Source organism: Sporocytophaga sp. (assembly GCF_017745095.1).
In the GTDB taxonomy this organism is placed as follows: Bacteria; Bacteroidota; Bacteroidia; order Cytophagales; family Cytophagaceae; genus Sporocytophaga.
On the sequence record NZ_JAGHZZ010000001.1, the window covers coordinates 324,105 to 347,636 of the forward strand.

The window sequence follows — 23,532 nt, forward strand, 5'->3', positions numbered from 1 at the left end:
AATGAATCGCCTAAGCAATTACCTGTTTTTTGGCTTTTTACTATTGATAATAGCCTATCATCTTTTTACTCTGGAAATACAACCGTTGCCATGGTTTGATGAAGTTTATTTTGCAAGTATTGCGGATAACTTCATAAGCAATGGCAGTTTTGTTCCTGAAATAGCCTCATATGCCAGGAACGGGCGTCCAGCTCTAACTTACGGACCTGTTTACTTTTTTCTTACAGGATTATCGATGAAGCTTTTTGGTTTTGGTATTGGGCAATTCAGGATTATTGCTTTATTGTCTGGGTTGCTTTGTGTAAGACTTACTTATTCAATTGTTAAAAGCCAGGTTCCTGCCGAATCATGGAAATATAAGATTTTGATTATCTCTATTCTTACTGATCCTTTTTTCAGTCTCGCATTTCATCAGGGTAGAATGGACCTTACAGCACTATGCTTTTGTCTTGTTGCAATATTTTATTTTCTGAAAGGAGGGAATAATAATGTTCTTGTCAGTGGCATTGCTGGTGTATTGTCACTGCTTACAACTCCAAGAGCCATTGTTGTCCTTTGGCCCTTATTTATATTTCTCTTGATAGATATTTATAAAAACAAACAATTTAAAAAGGCTTTTCTTTGGGCTTTGCCATTTCTATTGATATATCCTGTATGGATATATGTTGGATTTGGAGGTTTTGGAGGTTTTGTCAATTATTACTTAACAATAAATGGAGTTACAAATTCTGCCAATGGTCAATACATCGGGCCCAACTTATATATTCCACAACATGAGTACTGTCTTATTTTTGTGGGTCTTGCGGCTCTGATTTATGGTCTCACAAAACAAGGCAAGGCATATTTTAATCCGCTTGTTATAATTAGTCTCATTGTTATTATTTCGTTTTATCTGATAGTGCTGGATTGGGGGCCTTATTCCTCTTTTATCATTCCTTTTTATTATATCCTTATTTTTTATAGCTGGTCATTAATTCCAAGTATAAAAGGTTTGAAAGTGCTTTATTCATTACCTGTTTTGTTTCTTTTAATTTTTAATCTGACATATTCTGTTGTTAAAGCAGATCAGGTATTAGCAAGCCGAAAGGTAAGAGATCCCCAATTAGCCGATTCTTTTGTTCGGGACAATATTCCTCCCGGAAGCAAAGTAGTGGGTGATGCTCTTTATTATTATTCTGTCAAAAAAAATGGATCAGAATTTCAACTTTTTGATCAGTATGATACGTTGGAGTCAAGAGAAAGAAAGCATAGGTTAGATTTTAAGTATAATTTCCTTATTGCATCTGAAGTAATGAAGCCAAAGAATGCTGAGATTATTGAGTATTACATCAAAATGGGAGACCTTGAAAAGGTTGCAATTTTTAGGTCTGAGATGACAAAAAACGGTAATCGCGAAATATTATCTAACCTTGAGAAAGCTGGTTATAGTGGCTCTGTTTATCTAAGAAAATGAAAAAGTTATCTGTTTGGTTTTTATTTATTGTGTTTAGTCTTTTTTCCTTTAGAAACTCTGGGTGGACAGATGAGGAATTGGCAATGGCGAACACGGCGAAAGACGTAAGTTATTTAACCCAGGTGGAAAAGGATATATTTCTTTCCCTGAATCTGGCCCGACTATATCCCGCAAAATTTGCAGACTATGAAGTGGAACATTATACCCCTCCGGCAAAGTACGGTGACTATCTGAAAAATTCTCCATATGTTAAATCACTTCTGAAAGATTTAAGGAAAATGGATCCTTTGCCGCCTGTGTATGCTGATGAGGACATGTATAAAGAGGCTTTATGTCTTGCAAAGGAACAAGCTAAATCTGGGAAGATGGGCCATGAAAGAAAACGATGCGAGATAACATACCAGGGAGAATGTTGCTCTTATGGGATGGATACCGGGCGTGATATAGTGATGCAGCTGCTTATTGATGAGAAAATTAAATCTTTAGGACATCGTAAAATCTGCCTTGGAAATTTTTCTAAAATGGGTACTGCGTCAGGCTCCCATCCGAAGACAGGAACCTGTGCAGTACTTGATTTTCACTAAGGTGGTAGTAAAAATGTATTTTTGGTTTTTTAAGCTGAAGTAATTAGCCTTAGTTAAAGCTTTAAGCTAAGGTACTTTAATAATAATTTTAACAGGAAAATGTTAAAAAAAGGAAAAACTGAATTTGTTGCTTTTCAGATCTTTTAAGACTATTTGGATCTATAGAGATTTGAGGTAAATATACCATTTTTTATATGAAAAAGACAATTAATATAAGGAATATATCCACATAATAAGAAAAAATTTTAAGAGTGTGATTATCATTGGGTTTTAAAATATGACTCCTTTTTTAGTACAAATTTTCCCTTAGTTCTTATGTAAAAAAAACCCTGTGTTACATTTACAGGGTTTTTATATTAGCCAATTGTAATGGTCTCTAATTAATTACTACTACTTGTCTCTTTTTTCTTTTTTACTGTTGCATTTCCTTCGTCATCCACTTTTGTTTTCTTTTGTTTGGTGGTTGTTTTACCATCTTTGGTTTTTACTTCTGTTTGAGTGGTTTTTGAAGAAGCACCTCTTTTATCTTTATCTTTTTTGTCTTTATCCTTTTGATCTACATCACCAGGCTGGTCAAAAACTTCTTTTGTAGCTTTATTATGCTTGGTTTTATCCCAGGCAGTACTTGCAGCATCTCCGGTTTCTTCAGCACCTTTTTGCACCCCTTCCTTAGTTTCTTCGGCACCTTTTTGTACATCTCTCTTAGCTTCTTCACCAGTGTTCTGGTCGTCCTGATATGTTTTAGATTCATTTAGGCCTTCTTTTTCAGTCCTTTTCTGTTCTTTTTTCATGGCCTTTTTATTGACCTTTAATTGCCTTTCCTCAGCATTCTCAGGTTGGTCGAATATCTTCTTGGTTACTTTATTATGTTTTGTATTCTCCCAAGTCCAGCTAGCAGCATTGCCTACACCTTTGCCTGCACCGCGAATACCCTGAACAGTCCCATGACCTACATTATCAACAGTCTGGCCGGCACGAGTCCGATCTTCATAAGCCTTATGCTCATTTTCATTTTTAGCTGTTACCACTCCATCGTCATCATTGACAGTACCATCAGACTTAACTTCAGTTTTCTCTTTTTTCATCTCCTGTTCTGAGTCATCCTGTGCATTTACAACGTAAGTACCAAAAACAGCAAACAGAACTAACACAAATACCTTTTTCATATGTTTCTTCCCTTTAGGTTCCATTCTATTATCATTAAAACAGCGTAGAGAAAAAGAGTGTTCCTGAGGGAATATTTTTCCTTTTCAGTTAAGGAAAAATGAGGAAATAACCTTGTATTGAGGACCTGAATGAGTTAGTTCACTTTCCCAAAGTTCCATTTTTGCAAAAGGGATTGTAACCACCTCAAATTTCGTTTCTCCCAGCGGATTTTCCAGGTAACCATGTTTCAATCTTGCAAGGTTAATATGGGGAAGCGGTTTTCTTTTTTCGCTTAAATTCAGCTTTTCCCTGATAGCTAGCGCAAGATCGTTAAAGGAATTGTTTGCTTGAAAAGTCACCCAAATCATTCCAGAAGCACTCTTGACGACTTTTATAGTTTGAGTTTCCAGACTGAAGTTTGTTGTTGATTCACTGATTTTTTGCAAAACACTATTGATTCCGGAAATGCGTTCAGTAGGTGTTGCTCCGATAAATGCAAGCGTGATATGGAGATTATCTCTAGGAATCCATTTGATATCCGTTTGTATATTTGCCTGAAATTCACTTAATAGATCTTTTATCGGATCAGGCAAAGGCAGCGCAATGAACAGTCGGTGTTCACTCATTTTAATTTTTTCTTTTAAAATTATTTATTCAATTTCAACCGCCCAAAGAGGGGCAAGGTTTACTAAGACCTATTTAAAGATATTTCATAAGCGGGATGGCATCTATTACATTTTACGGCGGGGCAAAACAGGTTACAGGGAGCATGTATCTTCTGGAGTTGGAAGACAATTATAAAATTTTGATTGATTGTGGAAAGGATTTAGAAAACCATGATGCAGAAATCTTTGATTTTGATCCGTCTGACCTGGATCTGGTATTATTGACTCATGCCCATTATGACCATTGTGGAAATATCCCGCTATTATTCAAAAGTGGGTATAAAGGACAGATTTTATGTTCTGCACCTACGATTGCACTTGCGGAACTTGTCTTGAAAGACTCTGCAAATATTTTTGATAACAAAGCTCAAAAGAAGAAAAGCTTTGGTAAAGCTGCTTTTAGACATAAGATAGATAGGCAAAATGAATCCGGTTATTCAAAAGGCGAAGTAGAGAAAAGCCTGGATCGTTTTATCTCTATAAGCTTCAATTCAAAATTTGCAATCAGCGAGAGTTTATCAGTAACTCTGGTTCCTGCAGGGCATCTACTTGGAGCTGCTTCTGCAGTTTTTGAAATTAAGGAAGCAGGGACCATTAAACGCATTGCCTTTTCTGGTGATTTGGGTAGAAAAAGTTCACCTCTTTTGAATGATCCTTTACCTTTACCTCAGGTTGATTATCTGGTTTGCGAAAGCACTTACGGGGGCAGGGTTCACGAAGGGAAAGATATGCCTGAATCTCTTCTTGAAAAAATAATTTATGAATGTTGTGTTGAAAAGCGTGGAAGACTGATAGTCCCGGCTTTCAGTATAGGAAGGACTCAGACTTTTCTATACTTGTTAAATAAATTAAGCAAAGAAGGAAAACTCCCTACGCTAAAAGTTTTTGCTGATAGCCCAATGGCTAAAAGAAGTACCAAAGTTTATGATGATTATCTGGATCAGCTTAATGATGAAGCAAAAGACTTTTATAAGGTGAATAAATCACTTTTCGATTTTGACAATCTAATACAGATTGAAACAGAAAAGGAAAGTAAGTCATTGGCAAATTTTATGGAGCCATGTATTATCATTGCTTCTTCAGGGATGATCACAGGTGGCAGAATTAAAAGCCATGTACGTAGCAATCTTAGAAATGCCTATAGCACCATTCTCTTTATAGGTTACTGTGCTGAAGGAACTATAGGTCATAAGCTGATTAATGGAGCCAAAAGTATCAGAATGAATAAGAAAGAAATTCCTGTACATGCTAAAATCGCAAGAACAGATATCTTTAGCGGGCATGCCGATGCAGATGATTTATTAGGCTTTGTAAAGTCTCAGCAAAAAGATAAGTTGAAAAATGTATTTCTCGTCCACGGCGATCAGGGAAATATGGAAGCATTTGATAGAAAGCTTAGCAGTGAAGGATACAAAGTTGAAATTCCAGGAAAAGGTCAATCTTATATATTGTAATAAAAATTTTAAAAAGCCAGCATATTGCCGGGCCTATATAAATGAAAATTGATTCTTCCGTTTTTATCAAAAGAATCAATTATGTTTTCCCAAAGCAGCTATCAGTATTTGTAACAGCATTTTTGAGCTAAAGATTACTATAAGTTAAGTTGAAAATCAATGCTGCCCATCGAGCCTGTTTAGTGCGGCATTAAGGGATTTATTCATTTCAAGAAATCTGGAAATAACACTATCCACAAATTCCTTGTCTTTCAAAAGCTTTTTAATCTCTTCATCTCCGGCAACATCCATCTCACTTACTTTATAGGTTTGTTCATAAGACCCCTTTTCAAATTTGATGAGATATTTATTATTCCATCCGAAAATGGTAATTCTGAAATCATGGTGCGGTATCTCTGCAATTACTCTCATGTCTAATGAATAAGGATAAACTATCGCTAAATTATCCATTAGAGGCCATTAATAAAATTTTATCCTAAGTAAAAAGTGAATTAAATGAAAAAAACTTGCAAAAGTACCATTAAATAAGGCTGATATTCAGTGTTATGACATTAGAAGAAGCTATTAAGTACATTAAGGAGCTCTAAACTGATCTTCCGATCAGACTCTTTAATTTCCACTCCTTTCCAGAATGCAATCTTATTTTTCAGCATGTAAGAGAATTCATTAGGCTCCGGATAATGCCAGGCAGCATCTTCATTGATCTTTCCATCCACATAAATATGAAAGTAATGGGCTTTGCCTTTATAAGGGCAAACACTTCTTTTACCACTTTCAATAAAATAACATTTCTTAATAGAGTCAATAGGAAAATAATATGTTCCATCCAGTTCTTCTACATCATCAGATTTGGCGATGATTTTTCCATTCCAGATTGCTTTCATTGATTATAATTATGCTTGTATAATATTTTCAACCAGCAAGTGTTTTTTTTGTTTAAAACAGATAGAATATTGATTTTCTAATGCCATAATCCCGGAGGTATAATTTCAAGCACATTTCCATCGGGGTCTTCAAAATAGAAAGACTTTAGTTGTTGATTCCACTCTTTTTCATATATAATATGTATGCCTTTTTCATACATCATTTCTTTCCATAGTTCATACTCTCCTTCAGGCACTTCAAAAGCGACATGGATTTTGCCATAAGCATAATGCGGAGGCAACTCTTTTTCCTGCTTTGTAATTTCAGGAAGAAAACACAGAAGTACAGAGTTCCCTGCACGCAAGAAAAGGTGCCTGTCTTTGTGGTATCCAATTATTGGAAGCCCCAGTAAACCATTATAAAATGCTTTTGATTTTTCCAGGTCATTTACATAAAGACACGTCTCTTTTATCTGATTAAGTTTCATATCGACAGCATGGTATTTCATAATATAAACTAATTGGTGTTAAAGATTGGTTTAAAAGTATATTGGAATAGTAAAGACGGGATTATATGAATACAGACTCAATCTGGAAAGAAGAAAGTGGTCAATGTCCGGTTTTCCCTCCCCTTGCGAAGGATATAGAGACAGAAGTGCTGATCATTGGAGGTGGAATAACAGGGCTTACACTAGCTACGCTCCTTAACGATGCCGGAATACATTCAGTACTTGCTGAGGCAAGTCATATTGGGAACGGGACCACCGGGTTGTCCAGTTGCCACCTGACTACTCAAATCGATACTCAATACAGCAAGGTATACTCAGATTTTGGAGAAGAAATAGCAGCAATGGTTGCAAGAAGTCGGGTCGAAGGGATAGATTTTATTGAGCAACTTATAACTAGGAAGAATATCGATTGTGACTTCAAAAGGGTGGTTGGGTATCAATATGCAGACAAATCCGAACAAATTGCTGATCTGGAGGCCGAGTACAGATATGCTGGTTACATAGATCTGCCTGTAGAGCTTACTGAAAACTTAGATTTACCTTTTCCGATTAGTAAAGCGCTGAAATTCGATAATCAGGCAGTTTTTAATGCACAGGCATTTATTAATGGTCTGGCGGAAGATCTTGTAAACAGTAAATGCAAAATCTTTGAAAATACAAGGGTTACAGATATCAGAGAAGATAGAGGAATATTTACTGTGACAGCTAATGGATCAAGTATAAGGGCTTTAAAAGTTGTGATGGCAACTCATATCCCGTTATTCTTTAATGTATTGCAGACACTTGCATTTCCTTATATAAGTTATGTTATAGCTGCTACAATAGAAGGTGATACTCCTGAAAATTTATACTGGGATATGGATGAACCATATCATTATATCAGAAGCACTGAATTCAATGGTAAAAAATATCTTATAGTCGGAGGAGCAGATCATAAAGTTGGTCATGAGGAGGAAACATTAAAAAGGTTTGAAGAGCTTGAATCTTATGCTCGTAAAAAGTTTAATGTCAAATCAGTAGATTTCAGATGGTCTGCAGAATTTTATGAATCTGCTGACGGACTACCTTTTATTGGAGAAAGTCCATTTTCAAAAAATCTATATGTAGCAACCGGATTTGCAGGAGATGGCTTGGTCTATGGTCCATTGGCAGCTCTTATAATAAATGATTTGATTCAGGGCAAAACAAATAAGAATTATGATGCTTATGATTCTACAAGAATCACCATTGCTGCTTCTATGGCTGATTTCTTTAAAGAGAATATTGATAACGCTCGTTCATTTGTTGCTGATAAGTTTGGTAATGTTTCTGAAGAAACTCCCGATCAGCTTGAGCCGGGAGAGGGCAAAGTTCTGAATCTGAATGGGGAGAAGGTTGCCGTAGCTAAGGATGCACATGGAGAAATTCATGCAGTTTCACCTGTATGCACTCATTTGAAATGCAATGTCCATTACAATAATGCCGAGCAAACCTGGGATTGCCCTTGTCATGGAAGTAGATTTTCTATAGATGGCTCAGTGGTATATGGCCCGGCAGTTGATCCTTTGGAGAAAAAGGAAATCATACCGGTTTCTGAAAACAAGAAATAATGTGGTGGGGTAAGTCAGGGAATCGGTGCAAAGCTTTTTGTATACCATTCCCTGATACTTAATTATGGTTTTAATAATTCGACATGACCTGGATAATTGTTATTATAAGCCTTTTGATTTTTTCCTCCGTTTTTGTTTATATACTTACAATAGAATATAGAAAGCGGCCATATATCCAATTGAAGCATCATGGTTGGAAGAAAAATTTTCCTGAAAGTATAAAGCCTCCTTTTTATTCATTGTTTCTGATTGGTGATGCTGGCGCTCCATCGGTTTTACATCCTGATCCAACTTTAACTTTATTGAAAAGAAAGTTGGAAGAAGCAGGTGATGCCTCTGGTGTGTTTTTTCTGGGAGATAATATATACCCCACCGGCTTACCTGAGAGTAGTGACAAAGGCTTTACGCTTGCAGAAAAAAGATTACTGGCTCAATTGCATGTTGTTGAGCATCACAATGGACTAAAAGTATTCATTTCAGGGAATCATGACTGGAAGAAAGGTAAAAAAGGGGGATTTCAAACCATGATGAGACAACAGGAATACATTGAAGATTTTCTTAAAAGTAAAGAAGTTTATCTGCCTCGAAATGGATGTCCCGGTCCTTATGAAATATCAATCAATGAGAAGCTAACTTTTATTGTACTTAATACTCAATGGTGGGTTCATGGAGGGCATAAACCTCTTGGGAAAAGTGAAGGTTGTGTGGTTGATAATGAACATGAGTTTTTTCTTCTACTGGAAGAGCTTCTTATTAAGAACAGTTCGAAAAGGATTGTGATATTAGGGCATCATCCACTTTATAGCTTTGCAGTTCACGGAGGCCGTTTCACTATGAAACAGCATCTTTTTCCCCTTACAGATGCAAATAAAAAATTGTACGTACCATTGCCCATTGCAGGATCATTATATCCTATTTACCGAAGATATATTGGTTCTAAAGAGGATATGTCACATCCTCTATATAAACGTTTACGGAGAAGGTTGATTGATATCTTTAAGAAATACGATAACCTTATTTATGCAGCAGGACATGATCACAATCTGCAGTATATTTATAAAAATAATCAACACTTTATCGTAAGCGGCGCTGGAAGCAAGTTGAAGTATGTTCAGAAGACCTCTAGTGCTATCTTTACCCATGCTCACAAAGGTTTTTTTAAACTTTCATTTTATGAGAATGAGACATGGCTGGAGGTTTTTGAGCCTCATAAAAAAATGGAAAGCGGTCTTTTGGCATTCAGAAAAAAAATGTTTTGATGCAAATTAACCACTAGACTTGGGAAGTATTACTTTGAGACTTTTAGGTAAAATTTCTACTTCCAGTTTTTTGGTTCTTTCTGCTACAGGTTCGCCATCTATGTGAAAAAATTCTTTCCATGAATTGCTGATCGTTGCCTTCTTTAATCTTAGTATCTTAAAATATTTTGATTTGGATATTGTGTTACTGATCAACCGAAACAAAATCACAGGGGCGAAGATTTTAGGGAAGGGCTTGATAATACTGATTTCGAAGTAGCCATCATTAATAACACCAATTGGGTTTATTGTAATATTTGTTCCGAATTTATTGGCATTTGAAAGCACCATCATAAATGCTTTTCCCTTTTTTCTCAGCTCTGGAGAACTGATTTTATAGGCAAAGAATTTGTATGAAAAAAACTCCTTCAATGCATACCAAAAATAACTGATTTTTCCCCTGAAACTGCTTTCTGCAAACCTATGCACCACTCTGGCATTAAATCCAAGATCACTCAGGTGAAAACAGTTTTTCCCATTGATCTTTAAAGTGTCAATTTTTTTGGTGTGAAAATTTTGAACAATATCCAGTGCTTCCTCAAAATTAATGGGGATATTCAAGTCTTTGGCTAATCCATTAGCAGAGCCAGCAGGAATAATACCTAGCGCAGTCTCAGAATTTAGCAGCAAGTTTCCAACCAGATTCACTGTTCCATCTCCTCCCACTGCAATGATAGCTTCTGGCTTTAGTTGATCCATAAGTTTCAGAATTTCATCCTTGTCATTATTTCCTGTTGTTTCATACACATGAGGAAATAATGACCTGCCAGTACAGCATTGTTTTATTTCTGTAGTTATTTCAAACTTATTTTTACCTCCAGCATGAGGATTGATCACAAACAGCAAGTTGCTATGCTCCATACGCAGTTCTCCTTTTCAGCTATCAAGAATGGTTTAGCAGGAATAACCTTTAATAATTAAATAGAAAAAAGCGGCTATCCCGAAGCTATCAACCCTTCAAGTACTGAATTAAAAAATTAACTTACCGGAGCGTCGGATTGTTGCGGGGCAATTCTTTTGCTGCCGCTATAGAGTTCATATTCAAGTAGTCTGGCATCAATAGTGCCATTGTAAAACTCTATCCGGCGTTTCGTTTTAAGACCTATACTTTTTGCAAGTTCAAGGTTTCCTGTAAACACATATCCAAGGTAGCCAGTGCATTTTTTCTTAAAAAAGTCACCGATTGCTGCATAGATTTCTTCCAGATCTTTATCTACTCCCAATCTTTCTCCATATTCCGGATTTATCATCACCACACCTTCACCTTCGGGTACTTTTGTATCTCTGAAATCACACACACGGAATTCAATGAGGTGGTCAACTCCAGCGGTAGCAGCATTATTTTTTGCGGCATCTATAGCAAGAGGGTCCAGATCCGTCGCTATTACGCGAGCAGGCATTTTTCTAAGTATTGCAGTTTTTATCTCTTCCTTCGCTTTGTCATAATAAGACATTTCAAAATCATTCAGATGCATAAAACAATAATTGCTTCTGAAAAGACCAGGATATCTGTTTAATGCAGTCAGGCAGGCTTGTATCGCCAGCGTACCACTTCCACACATTGGATTGATAAATGTAGACTTTCTATCCCATCTGCTGGCATAAATCAGAGCAGAGGCAAGGCTTTCCTGGACCGGAGCTTTAAAAGGCTTTTTTCTATATCCATGTTTGGCAATAGTTTCTCCGCTTGTATCAATGTAAAGAGAGGCCTCATCATTTTTCCAGTGCAGGTATATTACTACTTTATTTTTTTCTGGTCCAGAATCCGGACGTTTTTTAAACAAGGAAGTAAATCTGTCTGCAATGGCATCTTTAACCTTATAAGAACCGAAACGAGAATCAGTGATTGTCTCATTCTCAACATTTGCAACTATGGTAAAGTAGCTTTCTGTAGAAAAATACTTTTCCCAGGCAAAGTCTTTTGTAGAAGAATATAACTGATCAGGATGAGTACAACGAAAAGTTTTTAAATGGAACAGCACTTTATGTGCAGTTCTTAGAACAAGGTTTAAGCGTATACAATCAATAAGAGTACCTCTTGTTGAAATACCTGTTTGCATCTCACTTTCAATCGTATGTCCTGCCGCAGTGATTTCCTCTGCCAGATATTTACCTATTCTTTTGGGGCATGTTACAAGAATGGTAGAATCCTGTTGGAAAATATTTTCAGTCCCTTTCACTTAATTTTTTATTCAAAAATAGAGGGAATAATTTTAATTGGAGGGATTTTAAATAAGAAATTTATACAAGTTAGTACTGTTTGAAAAATTTGAGATCACAATTCGGAAAACCTATTTGTAAAGATTTTGATATTTTTTTTCTTAATCAATAACTATTAAGGGATAAATCAGTTAATGCAGAATTATTGGGGAGAAATTTGAGAATGATTTTTGAAAGAGTAATAATTGAAAAATTTTTTAAGTCATGGATATAAAAGCAGAATTTGAAGAAGCAGTTAAGCAATCACGATTGCTGCCTGCACAGTCTAATGAAAACCTCTTAAAGCTTTATGGGTTGTTCAAGCAGGCTACTGAAGGAGATGTAAATGTTGAAAAGCCCACCAATTTTTTTGATTTGGCAGGCATTGCCAAATACAATACCTGGAGCGATCTAAAGGGTATGAGTATGGATGAGGCCAAGCAAAAATATATTGCAGTAGTAAAGGATCTTTCAGGAAAGTAAAATGGATTCATTAACTGATTCAATGGTAAAATTCAAAAATGTTTTATTGGTAGATGATGATTATGTAAGCAATTTTATTGCAGATCATCTTCTTACAAAGCTTGACCTTTGTGAAAATCTTACATTTTGCAGAAATGGAGATGAGGCCCTTAAATATTTGAAATCCGCAGGTGATGATTTCCCTGAAGTCATTTTTCTTGATATAAATATGCCGGTAATGGACGGTTTCGAATTTATTGAAACGTTTCAAAGACTAAATCTCGATAAGAAGAAAACAAGAATAATAATTTATACATCTTCATTCAGCCCTAAAGACCTTGAAGTATTAAAAAATATTGGCTTTAATGATTTTATCATCAAGCCTTTAACCGAAGAAAAATTAATGAATGTGTTAAAACTTTTTAGTACAAACTAGGTTAATTTTTTAGAAATTGACCTAGAACTAAGATGCCCTACTTTAACACAATTCTGCTTGTTGATGATGATTTTGTCAACAACTTTATAACAGAAAGAACTCTAAGACGATCCAATATCGCCCGGGAAATTAAAACTGTACGGAATGGAGAAGAAGCTCTGACTTTTTTGACGGAGCAGATTAACCGCTGTCCGGAATTAATAATCCTGGATGTGAATATGCCCGAAATGAATGGGATCGATTTTCTTAAGAATTTTAAGAAAATGGTTTTGGAAAAGAATATTAAAGTAGTTTTACTAACCAGCGTCATTAGTCCCGGTCAGGAGTCTTCAATTTCACGACTCGGATTTGAAGATATTATGATAAAGCCATTTACAGAAGAGAAATTGCTCAAAATTCTTAAGAAAGATTTAATTGCGAGATAGATAACTAATCTTGTCGGAAGGTTCCGGCAGGATTAGTTTTTTAATTTATACTCTAATAACAAATCCTTCATTTTAGTGCAATTTATTTCTTCGACTTTTTAAGGGCCATTTCATTTTATATTATTGCACAAAATTTGAGTCTATGTCAGTTTTATTGTCAATTATTAAATGTAAATGTCCCAAGTGCCATAAGGGAGACCTCTTCGTAGATCCTAACCCTTATAAATTAAAAAAAATGGCAGAAATGAATAAAACTTGTTCGGTTTGTGGTCAGCCAGCAGAGCCGGAACCAGGATTTTATTATGGTGCTATGTACGTGAGTTATGGTTTATGTGTGGCTGTTTGTGGGTTTAATTTTATACTTACCGAATTTATACTAAAGCTTCCTGCATACTCATTTCTGGTGGTCAATACATTAATTCTTATTCTATTATGGCCATTGGTTTTCAGATATGCCAGAGTGCTGTATTTATATCTATTCGTCCGTTTTGACCCAAATGCTGGTAAGAACAATAAGTTGAATTAATTTTTAATAAAACTATTTTAATCATTTTACTGATTTTCAGATCCTTTATAAGCTTATACAAACATTTTCTACGTCCGATGTAGAATTTGATGCAATAGCAAACCAATCTTAAATGGGGTATGTTCTGAAGTAAATTTAATTTTATTAGAAATCGGGAATTTACATGGAAAAGGTGAATTGTGTTTTATTGGTGGACGATGATGAAATCTCTAACTACTTGTCCGAAAGGGTGATTAAAAAGCTTGAATTTTCGACTAAAGTCAAGAAATCTACCAATGGGGAAGAGGCACTTCTTTACCTCGCTAAGCACTGTTGTACTTTCGACGATATCTACTTCCCGGAACTAATATTGCTGGACAATAACATGCCTGAAATGACCGGAATTGAATTCCTGGAATCTCTCAAGGCTATGAATATCAGTACAAATGATCGAATGAAAGTGGTTGTTCTTACTGCAACAGCAAATCCAAAAGAAGAAGCAAGATTGAAAGAACTGGGTATTAGCGGTTTTTTGACTAAACCACTTACAGAGGAAAAATTGCTGGAAGTGGTAGCTGCTATTTAAATAGTTTTATAAAAATATTATTTCAGATACGGCATCTGATTTTACAGCCTCATTGATCTTTTCTATAATTTTATTTTTAGAAAAGGAAAGTTCGTTTTTCAGTGGGGCGCTATTGATTTTAATGAATAGTTTTTTGTCTTTAAAGTAAATTTCTTCAGTTCGGCTGGAAATGGTTTTGCCCATGATTTTTTCCCAATTCCCCGTAATCTCTGCTTCACTTAATCTGCCACGAAGCTTATATACATTAATAAGATCATCGATGCAGTCTTTTAAAGATGCAACATCCGAATTTCTTGACGTAGGAGTTTTTATTTTTTCAGGCTTCTTATACATTCTGAACAGAAAGAATTTTCCCTTTGGAGATGTTAAATATACGGATTTGTTTCTTTATGTTTTTAAAGTATTCCAAACTTCTTTCCAGTTTTGCTTCAGTAATTAAAATTTGACCAAAGTCCTCTCTATCTATCATTTTTAGCAAACTGATAATCCTTTCTTCATCCAGTTTATCAAAGATATCGTCTAGCAAAAGAATAGGCTTGGTTTGGGAGTATTTTGCCAGCAGGTGAAAAGAAGCTAGTTTTAAAGCTAATACGTAAGATTTCTGTTGTCCCTGAGACCCGCTTGCTTTCACTGACTGTCCTTCAATTAGGAACTGATAATCATCTTTATGTATACCCTTTGTCGTTCTTTCAAGAATCAGATCTTTTTGAACAGCATTTTTGTACATCGTTTTGAACGCAGGATCAGCTACATCTGATTGATGTGTGAGCGAAACTGTTTCTTTTCGGTGTGCAAGGAGGTCGTATGCATTATTGAACATAGGAAGAAACTCTTCGGTGAAATTTTTTCTCCATGCGAAAATTTTAAATCCTTCTTCCAGAATCGGTCCATCATAAGATTCCAGAAGGTCAAAATCTGTGTATCTTTTTTCGGCAAATTGCTTTAGCAGGCTGTTTCTTTGCTTAAGAAAGTGATTGTACCTGATTAAAGAAATAAGGTAATTTTTATCAATTTGAGAAAACAGGCTATCAAAGAATTTTCTTCTTTCCTCACTACCTTCTCTTATAAGATCTGTGTCGTAGGGAGTTACAAGTATCAAGGGGAAACGGCCTATGTGGTCAGTAATTTTTTCATAACTTTTTTTATCAGCCTGAAATATTTTCTTTCCTGCTTGAAATAGAGTTGAAATAAGGAAGTCAGTGTTATTTTTATTAAAAGTTCCGGATATTGAAAAAAAACTTTCACCTCTTTTTAGCGACTGATTATCTGAGGTATGAAAGGCACTTTTACTCATGCTAAGAAAATGAATAGCATCAAGTAAATTGGTTTTTCCTGACCCATTACTTCCAGTGAGAATGTTTACGCCTTCAGAGAATTCCAAAGATTCCTCTTCGTAATTCTTGAAATTCAGCAAGTTTAAATTTTTAATCCTCATGAAACTTTCGTTATTCCTTTTTTGTCCGAACAATGTGGGTTAAAAAAACTGGTATTTAGACTGTTATTTGTGAATTGCAATTGTAGAATTTTGATAATCAAGTGTAAATTTTATTTATTGAAAATTGAATGTTTTTATTAATTTCGCATATCCGAACGTTTAGAACTATAACGATTTATGGCAAGTGTTAAAGAACAGTCAAAAGCAAAAGTAAACGCCTCTTCAAAATTTTCAAAGGAAACGTACCTGTTCTGGTATGAGAAGATGGTTCTTCTAAGAAAATTTGAAGAAAAATCAGGTCAGTTATATGGACAGCAAAAGATAAAAGGATTTTGCCACTTATATATAGGTCAGGAAGCTTGTGCGCTTGGTGCGGTTTCTGCCCTTACTAAAGATGACCATTGGATTACAGCATACCGTGATCACGGTATTCCATTAGCACTTGGTACTTCTCCGAATGCAGTAATGGCAGAGTTGTATGGAAAAGCAACTGGCTGTTCTAAAGGAAAAGGCGGTTCTATGCACATTTTTGATAAAGAAAGAAACTTTGCAGGTGGTCATGGTATTGTAGGAGGTCAGATTCCACTTGGAGCAGGTCTTGCATTTGCAGAAATGTATAAAGGAACAAAAAACCTTTGTATGTGCTATATGGGTGATGGTGCTGTTAGACAAGGTGCATTCCATGAAACTTTAAACATGGCAATGACTTGGAAAATCCCTGTAATCTTTGTTATCGAAAACAATGGTTATGCAATGGGTACTTCTGTAAAAAGAACCAGTAATGTAACTGAACTATATAAACTTGGTGAGTCTTACGATATTCCATCTGAGCCGGTAGATGCTATGAGTGTGGAAGAAGTACACCTTGCTGTGGAGAGAGCTGCAGAAAGAGCAAGAAACGGAGAAGGTCCAACTTTGCTTGAGTTCAGAACTTACCGTTATAAAGGTCACTCTATGTCAGATCCGGCTAAATACAGAACCAAAGAGGAGCTGGAAGAATATAAAGCTAAAGATCCGATTGAGCTTGTAAGAGCTACAATTCTCGAAAACAAGTACGCTACAGAACAAGAGCTTGAAGCGATTGACAAGAAGATCAAAGAAATTGTTGAAGAAAGCGTGAAATTTGCAGAAGAGTCTCCGTTCCCTGCTGAGGACGAGGCGTTTAAGGATGTTTACGTTGAGCCTAACTATCCATTCATTATTGAATAATTTAAGAAAAGGGTCAAAAAACTTCCTCATTACAAATATTTTACAGTAAATTTGCAGCCTAATATATAAATAATGGCAAAGTTAAAGGAAAGCAAAGGTGAGCCGGTAGCAGAAAATCCGGAATTGGTATCAAATAAATTTGGTCAGGCAGAAGATTTTCTAAATAAATACAAAAATGTGTTATTTGGAATAGTTGGTGCAGCTGTGATTGCCGGTGCCGCATATTTCTTTTACAATTATCAGAAAAGCAATCAAAACAAAGAAGCTCAGAATGCAATGTTTGCATCTGTTATAGCTTTTGAAGAAGATTCTCTTGATAGAGCTCTTAAAGGAGACGGAAGAAATGCGGGTCTTATCGATGTAGCTGATGAATTCAGCGGAACCAATGCAGGCGATCTTGCTAATTTCTATGTTGGAGTTGCCTATATGAAAAAAGGTAAGTATGAAGACGCGATTTCTCATCTGAAAGAATTCAATGCTAATGACTTGTTGGTTCAAGCAAGGGCTTATAGCCTTATCGGTGATGCTTATATGGAGCTTAAAGATTTCGAAAATGCGATATCTTATTATAAAAAAGCTGCTGATTACAAGCCGAATGAGCAATATACTCCTTCTTATCTTATGAAATTAGCTCTAGCTTATGAGGTTTCAAAAAACTTCCAAGATGCAGCTAAGCAGTACGAGAAAATTATTAATGATTTTCCTAAATCTTCTGAGGTAATGGATGCAAAGAAGTATCTTGAGCAAGATCTGGAACGCGCAAAATAATTAATTCAATAACAAAAATATTAAAGGGATAGGACATTTGTCTTATCCCTTTTTAATTTAAAAACTCATCAAAAATGGCAACATCACTTAAAAATCTTAGCAGTCATACAGGGAAGAATATTACAGATATTTCAGGTAAAAAATTTGGGGTAGTAGTGGCTGAATGGAATTCTGAAATTACAGAATCACTCTATGCCGGTGTTCTTGATACTTTGTTGAAGCATGGTGCAAAAAGGGAGAATATAATTAAAAAAATTGTTCCAGGATCATTTGAACTTAGCCTTGGTGCCCAGTGGATGGCTCAACATGATGAAATTGATGCAGTGATTGTTCTAGGCTGCGTAATTCAGGGTGATACCAGGCATTTTGATTTTATCTGCGATGCTGTCGCTTATGGTATAACAGAAGTAGGTTTGAAATACAATAAGCCTGCAATATTTGGAGTCCTGACGACAAACAATCAGCAACAGGCTTTGGACAGGGCAGGAGGGAAACATGGAAATAAGGGTGATGAAGCTGCAATAACAGCAATAAAAATGCTGGGATTTTAATTATTTGTTCCTGAGCCTTCGAAAATTTGAGTTTAGATGGCTCGGGAATAAATTGATTCTAATTATTCAGAAAAGATTTCCTGAACGATTTCCCAAACCAATTCTCCTTCGTAACCTTTAGAAACGCCATATCGGGCTACTTTTTGTTGTTTTTTGAAAGAATCTGGTTCATTTGTTGACATAAATTTTCTTTCCAGCAGTTTTTTTAAGGTTTTTCTATAAGTTTCTTCATCAATTTGTTCATCTAAGGCCTTTTGAATTTCTGTATCAGAAATGCCTTTACCTGAAAGGGTAAATTTAATTTTATTCCTTCCCCAGTTTTTTAGTCGAAATTTTCCACCAGTATAACTTCTGACAAATCTTTCTTCGCTGAGGAAGTTTTCTTCGATTAATCTTAAAATTATTACGTCCGCTATATCCGGAGAAACCCCCAACCCGTATAATTTGTCAAGAACTTCCTGTCTGGATCTTTCCCGGTAAGCACAAAAAGAAGAAACTTTCTGAAATATTTCGTTAAGACCGAACTCTTTTTCTTTTTTTGTGATACCCATTTTTCTAATTTTACGAATTAAGTTAAAAAATTGAAAAATAAGAAAGCTTTAACCCTACTCTTTATTTCCAATGGAATCTCAGGGTTCGCACAGGGTATTTCCATGCTCTCTATTCCCTGGTATTTTACACAGCAAAATCAGTCATCTTTGTTTATCGCATTTTTTGGTGCTGTTACACTTGGATCATTATTTTGGGGATTATATGCCGGAGCTTTAGTTGATGGATTTAACAGAAAAGACGTTTTTCTTGGAACCAACTTTATTGAGGGATTAATTATCCTTTCCGTTGCCTCTTTAGGCTTTAAAGAAGGTGTTTTGCCTGGAGCGCTCATAATGCTTGTGTTTACCATTACGTTTTTCGGGTATCATATACATTATCCTAATTTATATGCATTTGCTCAGGAAATAACCGATCCCAAGGATTACACTAAAGTTACCTCTTACATTGAAATTGTTGGACAGTCAACTTCCATTGGTGCAGCTGCTTTGGGTGCCTTACTTCTTGAGGGGGTTGATACAGTTCAGACAATTCCTTTTCTGAATCTTGAAATACCTATCCATATCGAAAGGTGGGAGCTCCACGAAATTTTCTTAATGGATGGACTTACTTATATCATTTCATTTATTATGATTCTTTTTATCACCCATAAACCTTCCAGAGATATTACTCATTTGGAAGAGGGGGATTTGAAAGAGAAATTGAAATCTGGGTATGATTATTTAGTTAATAATAAGCTGGTTTCTTTATTCGGTATTTGTTCTTATTCTATATTTATTGTTACCCTTGTTGAAATATTCAGTTTAAGACCGCTTTATATAAGTCATCATTTGCAGGAAGGTGGCGATATTCTCGGACTTTCGGAACTTTTATATGCCTCCGGTTCTCTCGTTTCCGGTATTATTATTAATACTTTATTAAGCAGAATGCCTATACCAAGGTCTATTGTAATCTTGACCTTCCTGACAGCCTTAGCCTTTTTCGTGTGTTCCTTTACTCAAAATGTGATTGTCTTTTTGGGAATTTCTATGATTACTGGATTTACCAATGCTGGTTCAAGAATATTCAGGGTCTCCTATTTATTCAATTTAATTCCAAATGAATTGACAGGTAGGGTGAACAGCATGTTCAATGTAATCAACACGGTGTTCAGAATGATTTTTATAATCGCCTTTATATTCCCATTTTTCTCAAAAGGGTCTAATGTGGTGTATGCTTATCTGATTTTAGGTTTGTTTACATTAATCGCTGGCATTGTTTTAATTTTCCTATATAAAAGAATTTTGCGATTGACGGAACGAATTTCCGAAGTTGGGACTTTGTCTCATTAAGATATGCTCCAAATCAATCAAATTTTAGATATTGTGGCCGGCTCGCTGGTTTGCCACTCTGAAAATACTATTATTGAATACCTTCTGCTGGACAGCAGAAAGGTAAGTATTCCATCATCTTCTTTATTTTTTGCCATTCAGGGAGTTCATCATGATGGACATAGGTTTATCGGTGAATTATACCATAAGGGAATCAGAAATTTTCTCCTTGAGAAAGTTCCGCAAGACTTAAATCTGTTTCAAAATTGCAACATTATACTTGTGGATAATGCAGTTTCTGCTTTGCAAAAAATTGTTGAATTTCACAGAAATGAGTTTACATTGCCGGTTTTAGGAATTACTGGAAGTAATGGAAAAACAATTGTTAAAGAATGGCTTACCCAACTTCTTAGTAAGGATTTCAATGTTATAAAAAGTCCTAAAAGTTATAATTCACAGATAGGTGTACCTTTGTCTGTTTGGGAAATAAATGATCAGCACCAGTTTGGGATATTTGAGGCTGGGATCTCTAGGCCAGGAGAAATGGAGCGTCTTGAGCCAATAATTAAACCAGATCTGGGGATTTTTACAAATATCGGTCCAGCACACGACGAGGGATTTGCATCAAGAGAGGAAAAGATTAAGGAGAAGCTTATCCTTTTTAAGCATTCTAAAGTAATATTCTCTTGCGCAGATCATAAAGAAATTACTAACATCATAAAAACAGAATTGCCTGATGTTAAAAATATTACCTGGTCATATAAGCGAACCGGTGACCTTGTAATAAAAGATCTGGTCTCAGAAGGTAATATTATCAGAATCCAGGCTGTTTACAATAAGCTATTTTTAAATCTTGCTCTTCCGTTTTCCGATGAAGCCTCATTGGAAAATTTAATGCATTGTATTCTTGTGTTACTTTATCTGGATGTGAAACCGGATGAGATTCAATCAAGGCTGAATGCTCTTCAGAAAGTCGAGATGCGCTTAGAGCTAAAGGAGGGAATCAATGGCTGTTATGTGATCGACGACACTTACAATAATGACCTTGCAGGATTAACCATTGCTTTAAATTTTCTTGATCAGCAAAAGCAAAAAGAAGAAAAGACTGTAATTCTTTCCGATTTGCTTGAGACAGGTCGAGATGAAAGACATCTTTATGCAGCAATTGGAGATTTGTTATTAAGTAAGGGGGTTAAGAAGCTGATCGGTGTTGGTCCTACTGTCACCAGGAACGCAGATCTCATAAAAGTGAAATCCACCTTTTATCCTGATACAGCGAGCTTCATTTCTGATATGAAGACAGGTGATTTCAACGAAGAGATTGTTCTTGTGAAAGGTGCAAGGATTTTTAAGTTTGAAGAGATTGTTAAAAAGCTTCAGCAAAAGGTGCACGGTACTGTGTTTGAAGTCAATCTGGATAGTTTGAGTTCCAATTTGAATTTCTATAGATCAAGACTGGGGCATGGCACCAAGATTATGGTGATGGTTAAAGCCTTTGCATATGGAAGTGGCAGTTATGAAGTTGCCAATCTATTGCAATTCCACAGGGTTGATTACCTGGCAGTTGCCTATGCCGATGAGGGGGTCGCATTGAGGGAGCACGGAGTTAGTTTACCTGTAATGGTAATGAATCCTTCATTGAGCACTTTTGACAAATTATTTCAATATAATCTGGAGCCTGAAATATACAGTTTTAAGATTCTAAAAGAATATCTGGAGTTTATCAAAGCTAATGACATTGCATCCAAAATACATTTGAAATTGGATACAGGAATGCGTAGGCTGGGGTTTGAGGAAAAGGACCTTAAGGAACTTGTCGGATTAGTGAAAAATTCGGCAAATATCAGGGTGGCAAGTGTTTTTACTCATCTGGCAGGAGCAGATGAAGGAGTCCATGATGAGTTTACCCATTCTCAAATTGAAAAATTCAAAATTTTCACTGAGCATTTGAAAAACGAATTGGGTTATGGTTTTTTGAGACATGCTCTGAACAGTGCAGGTATTATACGCTTTCCTGATGCGCAATTGGATATGGTAAGACTGGGTATAGGACTTTATGGCATAGAGGCAGGAGGCTTGTTGCAGGATCAGGTACAGCCAGTTGGGACATTAAAAACCATCATTTCCCAGATTAAAGAAATTAAAAAAGGTGAAACTGTTGGTTATGGGCGAAAGGGCATTGCCGAAAGGGATCTTCGGATAGGTACAATAGCAATTGGTTATGCTGATGGGTATGATAGACGCTTTAGTAATGGAAAAGGGAAGGTGCTTATACAAGACAAATTATGCCCAGTAATTGGAAATGTGTGTATGGACATGTGTATGATAGATATTACTGACACCAATGCCAGGGAAGGAGATGAAGTGGTAGTATTTGGTAAAAAGCCCTCTCTAAGGGATCTATCTCAAGCAATAGGAACAATTCCTTATGAAATTTTAACCAGTGTTGGTCAGAGAGTTAAGCGTGTTTTTTATTCTGAATAGAAATTATTCAATCTTAATATTAATCTAACCATGAGTTAATGAATTCTGAGCATATTTACTTTCATAAAATATCTTACTATGGAAGTAAAAGGATCAGAGTTGGTAGTGAGTAAAAGAAATTTTAGGAATCACCAAATTGAAATAGAATTACAAGTCTCTGAAGTCCGCATGGTAAACTTTAGAATTGTAAGTATTATTGGAGAAGTCAGGTCCTCTTTCTGGAAAGAATTGAAAGGCGGTTATAATTCTATTTCAATGAATATTACTGGCTTGCCCAAAGGTACATACCAGTTTTTAATAATAGACGGAGATGGTAATACGGTTATGGAAAGATTCAATAAGTATTAAACTCTTACCAATTCTGCAATTTCAATTTCTTTAATTTCATCAATTCGGAAAAAACAATAAACAGGATTTCTTCTTTCCTTTAACGAAGAATACTGCTCCTGCATCGTTATCCCTTTTAATAAACTTCTGATTTCGTCAACTTCCACAATGTGAAAGTTTCTGAGTAATATATTGCCGTTCTTCAGGATCACATCAACAGAAGCCTTGCTTCCGGCAGTATCCATCAATTCTTTAAGGGTAGCTTTTAATTCCATAAAGCAGCATAAATTTTCTTAAAAATAGAGGATTTTGATCTACAAAATGATTAAAAGTGCCTACCACTTGTTACATGCTTTTTGAGATGGCTTTTCCACTTATTTGTCCACATTTTGCGTTGATGGAGTTTTTTCAATGAAAGTTATCCACTGGTTCGATTGAAAATGATCCGAAAACTGACACTCTTCAGAATTTCTTAACAAAAACTTAACATTGGGAAGAAAAAATAAAAGCCGGGAAGATCCCTAAAACTTCCCGGCAAATTTGAAACTGTAAAATAAATGAATTAAAGCAGATGCATCTAGAACCTTTGGCTATCAATTTTGTTCCAGGTCACTAATTTTCATTTAGCCCAAGGATGATTTTTTTATGTAATATTAATTCGGACATAGTCTATAAATTGCTCCTAAATGTTTTAAAAACCCTTAAAATTGAGTAATTTAAATAGT

General features: G+C 35.6%; 27 protein-coding genes. 16 read left to right on the top strand and 11 right to left on the bottom strand.

Going from position 1 to position 23,532, the window contains the following annotated elements; translation table 11 throughout:
* The first annotated feature begins 1 nt into the window (after position 1).
* Together J7604_RS01325 and J7604_RS01330 are read left to right on the top strand one after the other, a co-directional pair.
* Entirely contained in the window at positions 2-1,453 is a 1,452-nt protein-coding gene (locus J7604_RS01325) for a glycosyltransferase family 39 protein (protein WP_293890053.1), read from the top strand.
* On the top strand, positions 1,450-2,037 hold the full coding sequence (locus J7604_RS01330; RefSeq protein WP_293890054.1) for a CAP domain-containing protein: 588 nt from the start codon (positions 1,450-1,452) through the stop codon (positions 2,035-2,037). The genes J7604_RS01325 and J7604_RS01330 overlap by 4 nt, the downstream gene beginning before the upstream one ends.
* Before the next feature lie 380 nt (positions 2,038-2,417).
* Here the strand turns inward: J7604_RS01330 and J7604_RS01335 are convergent, their stop codons facing one another.
* Positions 2,418-3,203, bottom strand: coding sequence for a hypothetical protein (locus J7604_RS01335; protein WP_293890055.1), 786 nt, complete (start codon positions 3,201-3,203; stop codon positions 2,418-2,420).
* Positions 3,204-3,287: 84 nt separating this feature from the next.
* Positions 3,288-3,809, bottom strand: a complete 522-nt coding sequence (gene thpR, locus J7604_RS01340; protein WP_293890056.1) for an RNA 2',3'-cyclic phosphodiesterase — start codon at positions 3,807-3,809, stop codon at positions 3,288-3,290.
* A 95-nt stretch (positions 3,810-3,904) separates the two neighbouring features.
* Here thpR and J7604_RS01345 point away from each other — a divergent pair, with 95 nt between their 5' ends.
* The gene (locus J7604_RS01345) at positions 3,905-5,302 is read left to right on the top strand and encodes an MBL fold metallo-hydrolase (protein WP_293890057.1); all 1,398 of its coding nucleotides are present in this window, start codon (positions 3,905-3,907) and stop codon (positions 5,300-5,302) included.
* 156 nt (positions 5,303-5,458) lie between these two features.
* On the opposite strand, the gene J7604_RS01350 is transcribed toward J7604_RS01345, so the two are convergent.
* From J7604_RS01350 to J7604_RS01360, 3 genes are all read right to left on the bottom strand, one after another.
* Entirely contained in the window at positions 5,459-5,752 is a 294-nt protein-coding gene (locus J7604_RS01350; protein WP_293890059.1) for a hypothetical protein, read from the bottom strand.
* A gap of 101 nt (positions 5,753-5,853) precedes the next feature.
* Entirely contained in the window at positions 5,854-6,186 is a 333-nt protein-coding gene (locus tag J7604_RS01355) for a DUF427 domain-containing protein (RefSeq protein WP_293890061.1), read from the bottom strand.
* A gap of 77 nt (positions 6,187-6,263) precedes the next feature.
* Positions 6,264-6,674, bottom strand: a complete 411-nt coding sequence (locus tag J7604_RS01360) for a VOC family protein (protein WP_293890063.1) — start codon at positions 6,672-6,674, stop codon at positions 6,264-6,266.
* A 65-nt stretch (positions 6,675-6,739) separates the two neighbouring features.
* Here J7604_RS01360 and J7604_RS01365 point away from each other — a divergent pair, with 65 nt between their 5' ends.
* The gene (locus J7604_RS01365) at positions 6,740-8,263 is read left to right on the top strand and encodes an FAD-dependent oxidoreductase (RefSeq protein WP_293890065.1); all 1,524 of its coding nucleotides are present in this window, start codon (positions 6,740-6,742) and stop codon (positions 8,261-8,263) included.
* Between the two features lie 83 nt (positions 8,264-8,346).
* Positions 8,347-9,522, top strand: coding sequence for a metallophosphoesterase (locus J7604_RS01370; protein ID WP_293890067.1), 1,176 nt, complete (start codon positions 8,347-8,349; stop codon positions 9,520-9,522).
* A gap of 6 nt (positions 9,523-9,528) precedes the next feature.
* On the opposite strand, the gene J7604_RS01375 is transcribed toward J7604_RS01370, so the two are convergent.
* Entirely contained in the window at positions 9,529-10,422 is an 894-nt protein-coding gene (locus J7604_RS01375) for a diacylglycerol kinase family protein (protein ID WP_293890069.1), read from the bottom strand.
* Positions 10,423-10,538: 116 nt separating this feature from the next.
* Positions 10,539-11,741: a class I SAM-dependent RNA methyltransferase gene (locus J7604_RS01380; protein WP_293890071.1), complete on the bottom strand. Its 1,203-nt coding sequence runs from the start codon at positions 11,739-11,741 to the stop codon at positions 10,539-10,541.
* Positions 11,742-11,985: 244 nt separating this feature from the next.
* On the opposite strand from J7604_RS01380, the gene J7604_RS01385 reads away from it, so the two are divergent.
* The 5 genes from J7604_RS01385 (at position 11,986) to J7604_RS01405 (ending at position 14,174) form a co-directional block, all read left to right on the top strand.
* Entirely contained in the window at positions 11,986-12,243 is a 258-nt protein-coding gene (locus tag J7604_RS01385; protein ID WP_293890073.1) for an acyl-CoA-binding protein, read from the top strand.
* A 1-nt stretch (position 12,244) separates the two neighbouring features.
* Complete coding sequence (locus J7604_RS01390; RefSeq protein WP_293890075.1) at positions 12,245-12,658, top strand: response regulator; 414 nt, start codon at positions 12,245-12,247, stop codon at positions 12,656-12,658.
* 32 nt (positions 12,659-12,690) lie between these two features.
* Entirely contained in the window at positions 12,691-13,083 is a 393-nt protein-coding gene (locus J7604_RS01395; protein ID WP_028978877.1) for a response regulator, read from the top strand.
* A 244-nt stretch (positions 13,084-13,327) separates the two neighbouring features.
* A complete protein-coding gene (locus J7604_RS01400) occupies positions 13,328-13,609 on the top strand; it encodes a DUF983 domain-containing protein (protein ID WP_293890078.1) in 282 nt (93 codons plus the stop codon).
* 163 nt (positions 13,610-13,772) lie between these two features.
* Positions 13,773-14,174: a response regulator gene (locus J7604_RS01405; RefSeq protein WP_293890080.1), complete on the top strand. Its 402-nt coding sequence runs from the start codon at positions 13,773-13,775 to the stop codon at positions 14,172-14,174.
* 6 nt (positions 14,175-14,180) lie between these two features.
* Here J7604_RS01405 and J7604_RS01410 read toward each other — a convergent pair whose 3' ends face one another.
* Complete coding sequence (locus J7604_RS01410; RefSeq protein WP_293890082.1) at positions 14,181-14,507, bottom strand: DUF721 domain-containing protein; 327 nt, start codon at positions 14,505-14,507, stop codon at positions 14,181-14,183.
* Positions 14,500-15,609 carry a DNA replication/repair protein RecF gene (locus tag J7604_RS01415; RefSeq protein ID WP_293890084.1) on the bottom strand — a complete coding sequence of 370 codons (1,110 nt, stop codon included), beginning with the start codon at positions 15,607-15,609 and terminating at the stop codon, positions 14,500-14,502. The genes J7604_RS01410 and J7604_RS01415 overlap by 8 nt, the downstream gene beginning before the upstream one ends.
* Positions 15,610-15,786: 177 nt before the next feature.
* On the opposite strand from J7604_RS01415, the gene pdhA reads away from it, so the two are divergent.
* The 3 genes from pdhA (at position 15,787) to ribH (ending at position 18,137) form a co-directional block, all read left to right on the top strand.
* Positions 15,787-16,818 carry a pyruvate dehydrogenase (acetyl-transferring) E1 component subunit alpha gene (pdhA, locus tag J7604_RS01420; RefSeq protein ID WP_293890086.1) on the top strand — a complete coding sequence of 344 codons (1,032 nt, stop codon included), beginning with the start codon at positions 15,787-15,789 and terminating at the stop codon, positions 16,816-16,818.
* A gap of 72 nt (positions 16,819-16,890) precedes the next feature.
* Positions 16,891-17,586, top strand: a complete 696-nt coding sequence (locus tag J7604_RS01425; RefSeq protein ID WP_293890088.1) for a tetratricopeptide repeat protein — start codon at positions 16,891-16,893, stop codon at positions 17,584-17,586.
* Between the two features lie 74 nt (positions 17,587-17,660).
* Positions 17,661-18,137, top strand: coding sequence for a 6,7-dimethyl-8-ribityllumazine synthase (gene ribH, locus J7604_RS01430; protein WP_293890090.1), 477 nt, complete (start codon positions 17,661-17,663; stop codon positions 18,135-18,137).
* A gap of 62 nt (positions 18,138-18,199) precedes the next feature.
* On the opposite strand, the gene J7604_RS01435 is transcribed toward ribH, so the two are convergent.
* Complete coding sequence (locus tag J7604_RS01435) at positions 18,200-18,688, bottom strand: regulatory protein RecX (protein ID WP_293890092.1); 489 nt, start codon at positions 18,686-18,688, stop codon at positions 18,200-18,202.
* 30 nt (positions 18,689-18,718) lie between these two features.
* Here J7604_RS01435 and J7604_RS01440 point away from each other — a divergent pair, with 30 nt between their 5' ends.
* The 3 genes from J7604_RS01440 to J7604_RS01450 all read left to right on the top strand — a co-directional run bounded on the left by J7604_RS01440 (position 18,719) and on the right by J7604_RS01450 (position 22,828).
* Complete coding sequence (locus J7604_RS01440; RefSeq protein ID WP_293890094.1) at positions 18,719-20,017, top strand: MFS transporter; 1,299 nt, start codon at positions 18,719-18,721, stop codon at positions 20,015-20,017.
* 33 nt (positions 20,018-20,050) lie between these two features.
* Positions 20,051-22,480: a bifunctional UDP-N-acetylmuramoyl-tripeptide:D-alanyl-D-alanine ligase/alanine racemase gene (locus J7604_RS01445; protein WP_367113540.1), complete on the top strand. Its 2,430-nt coding sequence runs from the start codon at positions 20,051-20,053 to the stop codon at positions 22,478-22,480.
* Positions 22,481-22,558: 78 nt separating this feature from the next.
* Entirely contained in the window at positions 22,559-22,828 is a 270-nt protein-coding gene (locus J7604_RS01450) for a hypothetical protein (protein ID WP_293890098.1), read from the top strand.
* On the opposite strand, the gene J7604_RS01455 is transcribed toward J7604_RS01450, so the two are convergent.
* The gene (locus tag J7604_RS01455) at positions 22,825-23,082 is read right to left on the bottom strand and encodes a hypothetical protein (RefSeq protein WP_293890100.1); all 258 of its coding nucleotides are present in this window, start codon (positions 23,080-23,082) and stop codon (positions 22,825-22,827) included. The genes J7604_RS01450 and J7604_RS01455 overlap by 4 nt on opposite strands.
* Positions 23,083-23,532 lie beyond the last annotated feature (450 nt).

What these genes read in the sequence shown, in the direction of transcription:
- pdhA (WP_293890086.1), top strand. Translation starts at nt 15,787, where the DNA reads ATGGCAAGTGTTAAAGAACAGTCAAAAGCAAAAGTAAACGCCTCTTCA.
- J7604_RS01385 (WP_293890073.1), top strand. Translation starts at nt 11,986, where the DNA reads ATGGATATAAAAGCAGAATTTGAAGAAGCAGTTAAGCAATCACGATTG.
- J7604_RS01405 (WP_293890080.1), top strand. Translation starts at nt 13,773, where the DNA reads ATGGAAAAGGTGAATTGTGTTTTATTGGTGGACGATGATGAAATCTCT.
- J7604_RS01360 (WP_293890063.1), bottom strand. Translation starts at nt 6,674, where the DNA reads ATGAAATACCATGCTGTCGATATGAAACTTAATCAGATAAAAGAGACG.
- J7604_RS01335 (WP_293890055.1), bottom strand. Translation starts at nt 3,203, where the DNA reads ATGAAAAAGGTATTTGTGTTAGTTCTGTTTGCTGTTTTTGGTACTTAC.
- J7604_RS01350 (WP_293890059.1), bottom strand. Translation starts at nt 5,752, where the DNA reads ATGGATAATTTAGCGATAGTTTATCCTTATTCATTAGACATGAGAGTA.
- J7604_RS01435 (WP_293890092.1), bottom strand. Translation starts at nt 18,688, where the DNA reads ATGGGTATCACAAAAAAAGAAAAAGAGTTCGGTCTTAACGAAATATTT.
- J7604_RS01400 (WP_293890078.1), top strand. Translation starts at nt 13,328, where the DNA reads ATGAATAAAACTTGTTCGGTTTGTGGTCAGCCAGCAGAGCCGGAACCA.
- J7604_RS01410 (WP_293890082.1), bottom strand. Translation starts at nt 14,507, where the DNA reads ATGTATAAGAAGCCTGAAAAAATAAAAACTCCTACGTCAAGAAATTCG.
- J7604_RS01365 (WP_293890065.1), top strand. Translation starts at nt 6,740, where the DNA reads ATGAATACAGACTCAATCTGGAAAGAAGAAAGTGGTCAATGTCCGGTT.
- J7604_RS01455 (WP_293890100.1), bottom strand. Translation starts at nt 23,082, where the DNA reads ATGGAATTAAAAGCTACCCTTAAAGAATTGATGGATACTGCCGGAAGC.
- J7604_RS01375 (WP_293890069.1), bottom strand. Translation starts at nt 10,422, where the DNA reads ATGGAGCATAGCAACTTGCTGTTTGTGATCAATCCTCATGCTGGAGGT.
- J7604_RS01450 (WP_293890098.1), top strand. Translation starts at nt 22,559, where the DNA reads ATGGAAGTAAAAGGATCAGAGTTGGTAGTGAGTAAAAGAAATTTTAGG.
- thpR (WP_293890056.1), bottom strand. Translation starts at nt 3,809, where the DNA reads ATGAGTGAACACCGACTGTTCATTGCGCTGCCTTTGCCTGATCCGATA.
- J7604_RS01390 (WP_293890075.1), top strand. Translation starts at nt 12,245, where the DNA reads ATGGATTCATTAACTGATTCAATGGTAAAATTCAAAAATGTTTTATTG.
- J7604_RS01395 (WP_028978877.1), top strand. Translation starts at nt 12,691, where the DNA reads ATGCCCTACTTTAACACAATTCTGCTTGTTGATGATGATTTTGTCAAC.
- J7604_RS01370 (WP_293890067.1), top strand. Translation starts at nt 8,347, where the DNA reads ATGACCTGGATAATTGTTATTATAAGCCTTTTGATTTTTTCCTCCGTT.
- J7604_RS01330 (WP_293890054.1), top strand. Translation starts at nt 1,450, where the DNA reads ATGAAAAAGTTATCTGTTTGGTTTTTATTTATTGTGTTTAGTCTTTTT.
- J7604_RS01325 (WP_293890053.1), top strand. Translation starts at nt 2, where the DNA reads ATGAATCGCCTAAGCAATTACCTGTTTTTTGGCTTTTTACTATTGATA.
- J7604_RS01355 (WP_293890061.1), bottom strand. Translation starts at nt 6,186, where the DNA reads ATGAAAGCAATCTGGAATGGAAAAATCATCGCCAAATCTGATGATGTA.
- J7604_RS01425 (WP_293890088.1), top strand. Translation starts at nt 16,891, where the DNA reads ATGGCAAAGTTAAAGGAAAGCAAAGGTGAGCCGGTAGCAGAAAATCCG.
- J7604_RS01415 (WP_293890084.1), bottom strand. Translation starts at nt 15,609, where the DNA reads ATGAGGATTAAAAATTTAAACTTGCTGAATTTCAAGAATTACGAAGAG.
- ribH (WP_293890090.1), top strand. Translation starts at nt 17,661, where the DNA reads ATGGCAACATCACTTAAAAATCTTAGCAGTCATACAGGGAAGAATATT.
- J7604_RS01345 (WP_293890057.1), top strand. Translation starts at nt 3,905, where the DNA reads ATGGCATCTATTACATTTTACGGCGGGGCAAAACAGGTTACAGGGAGC.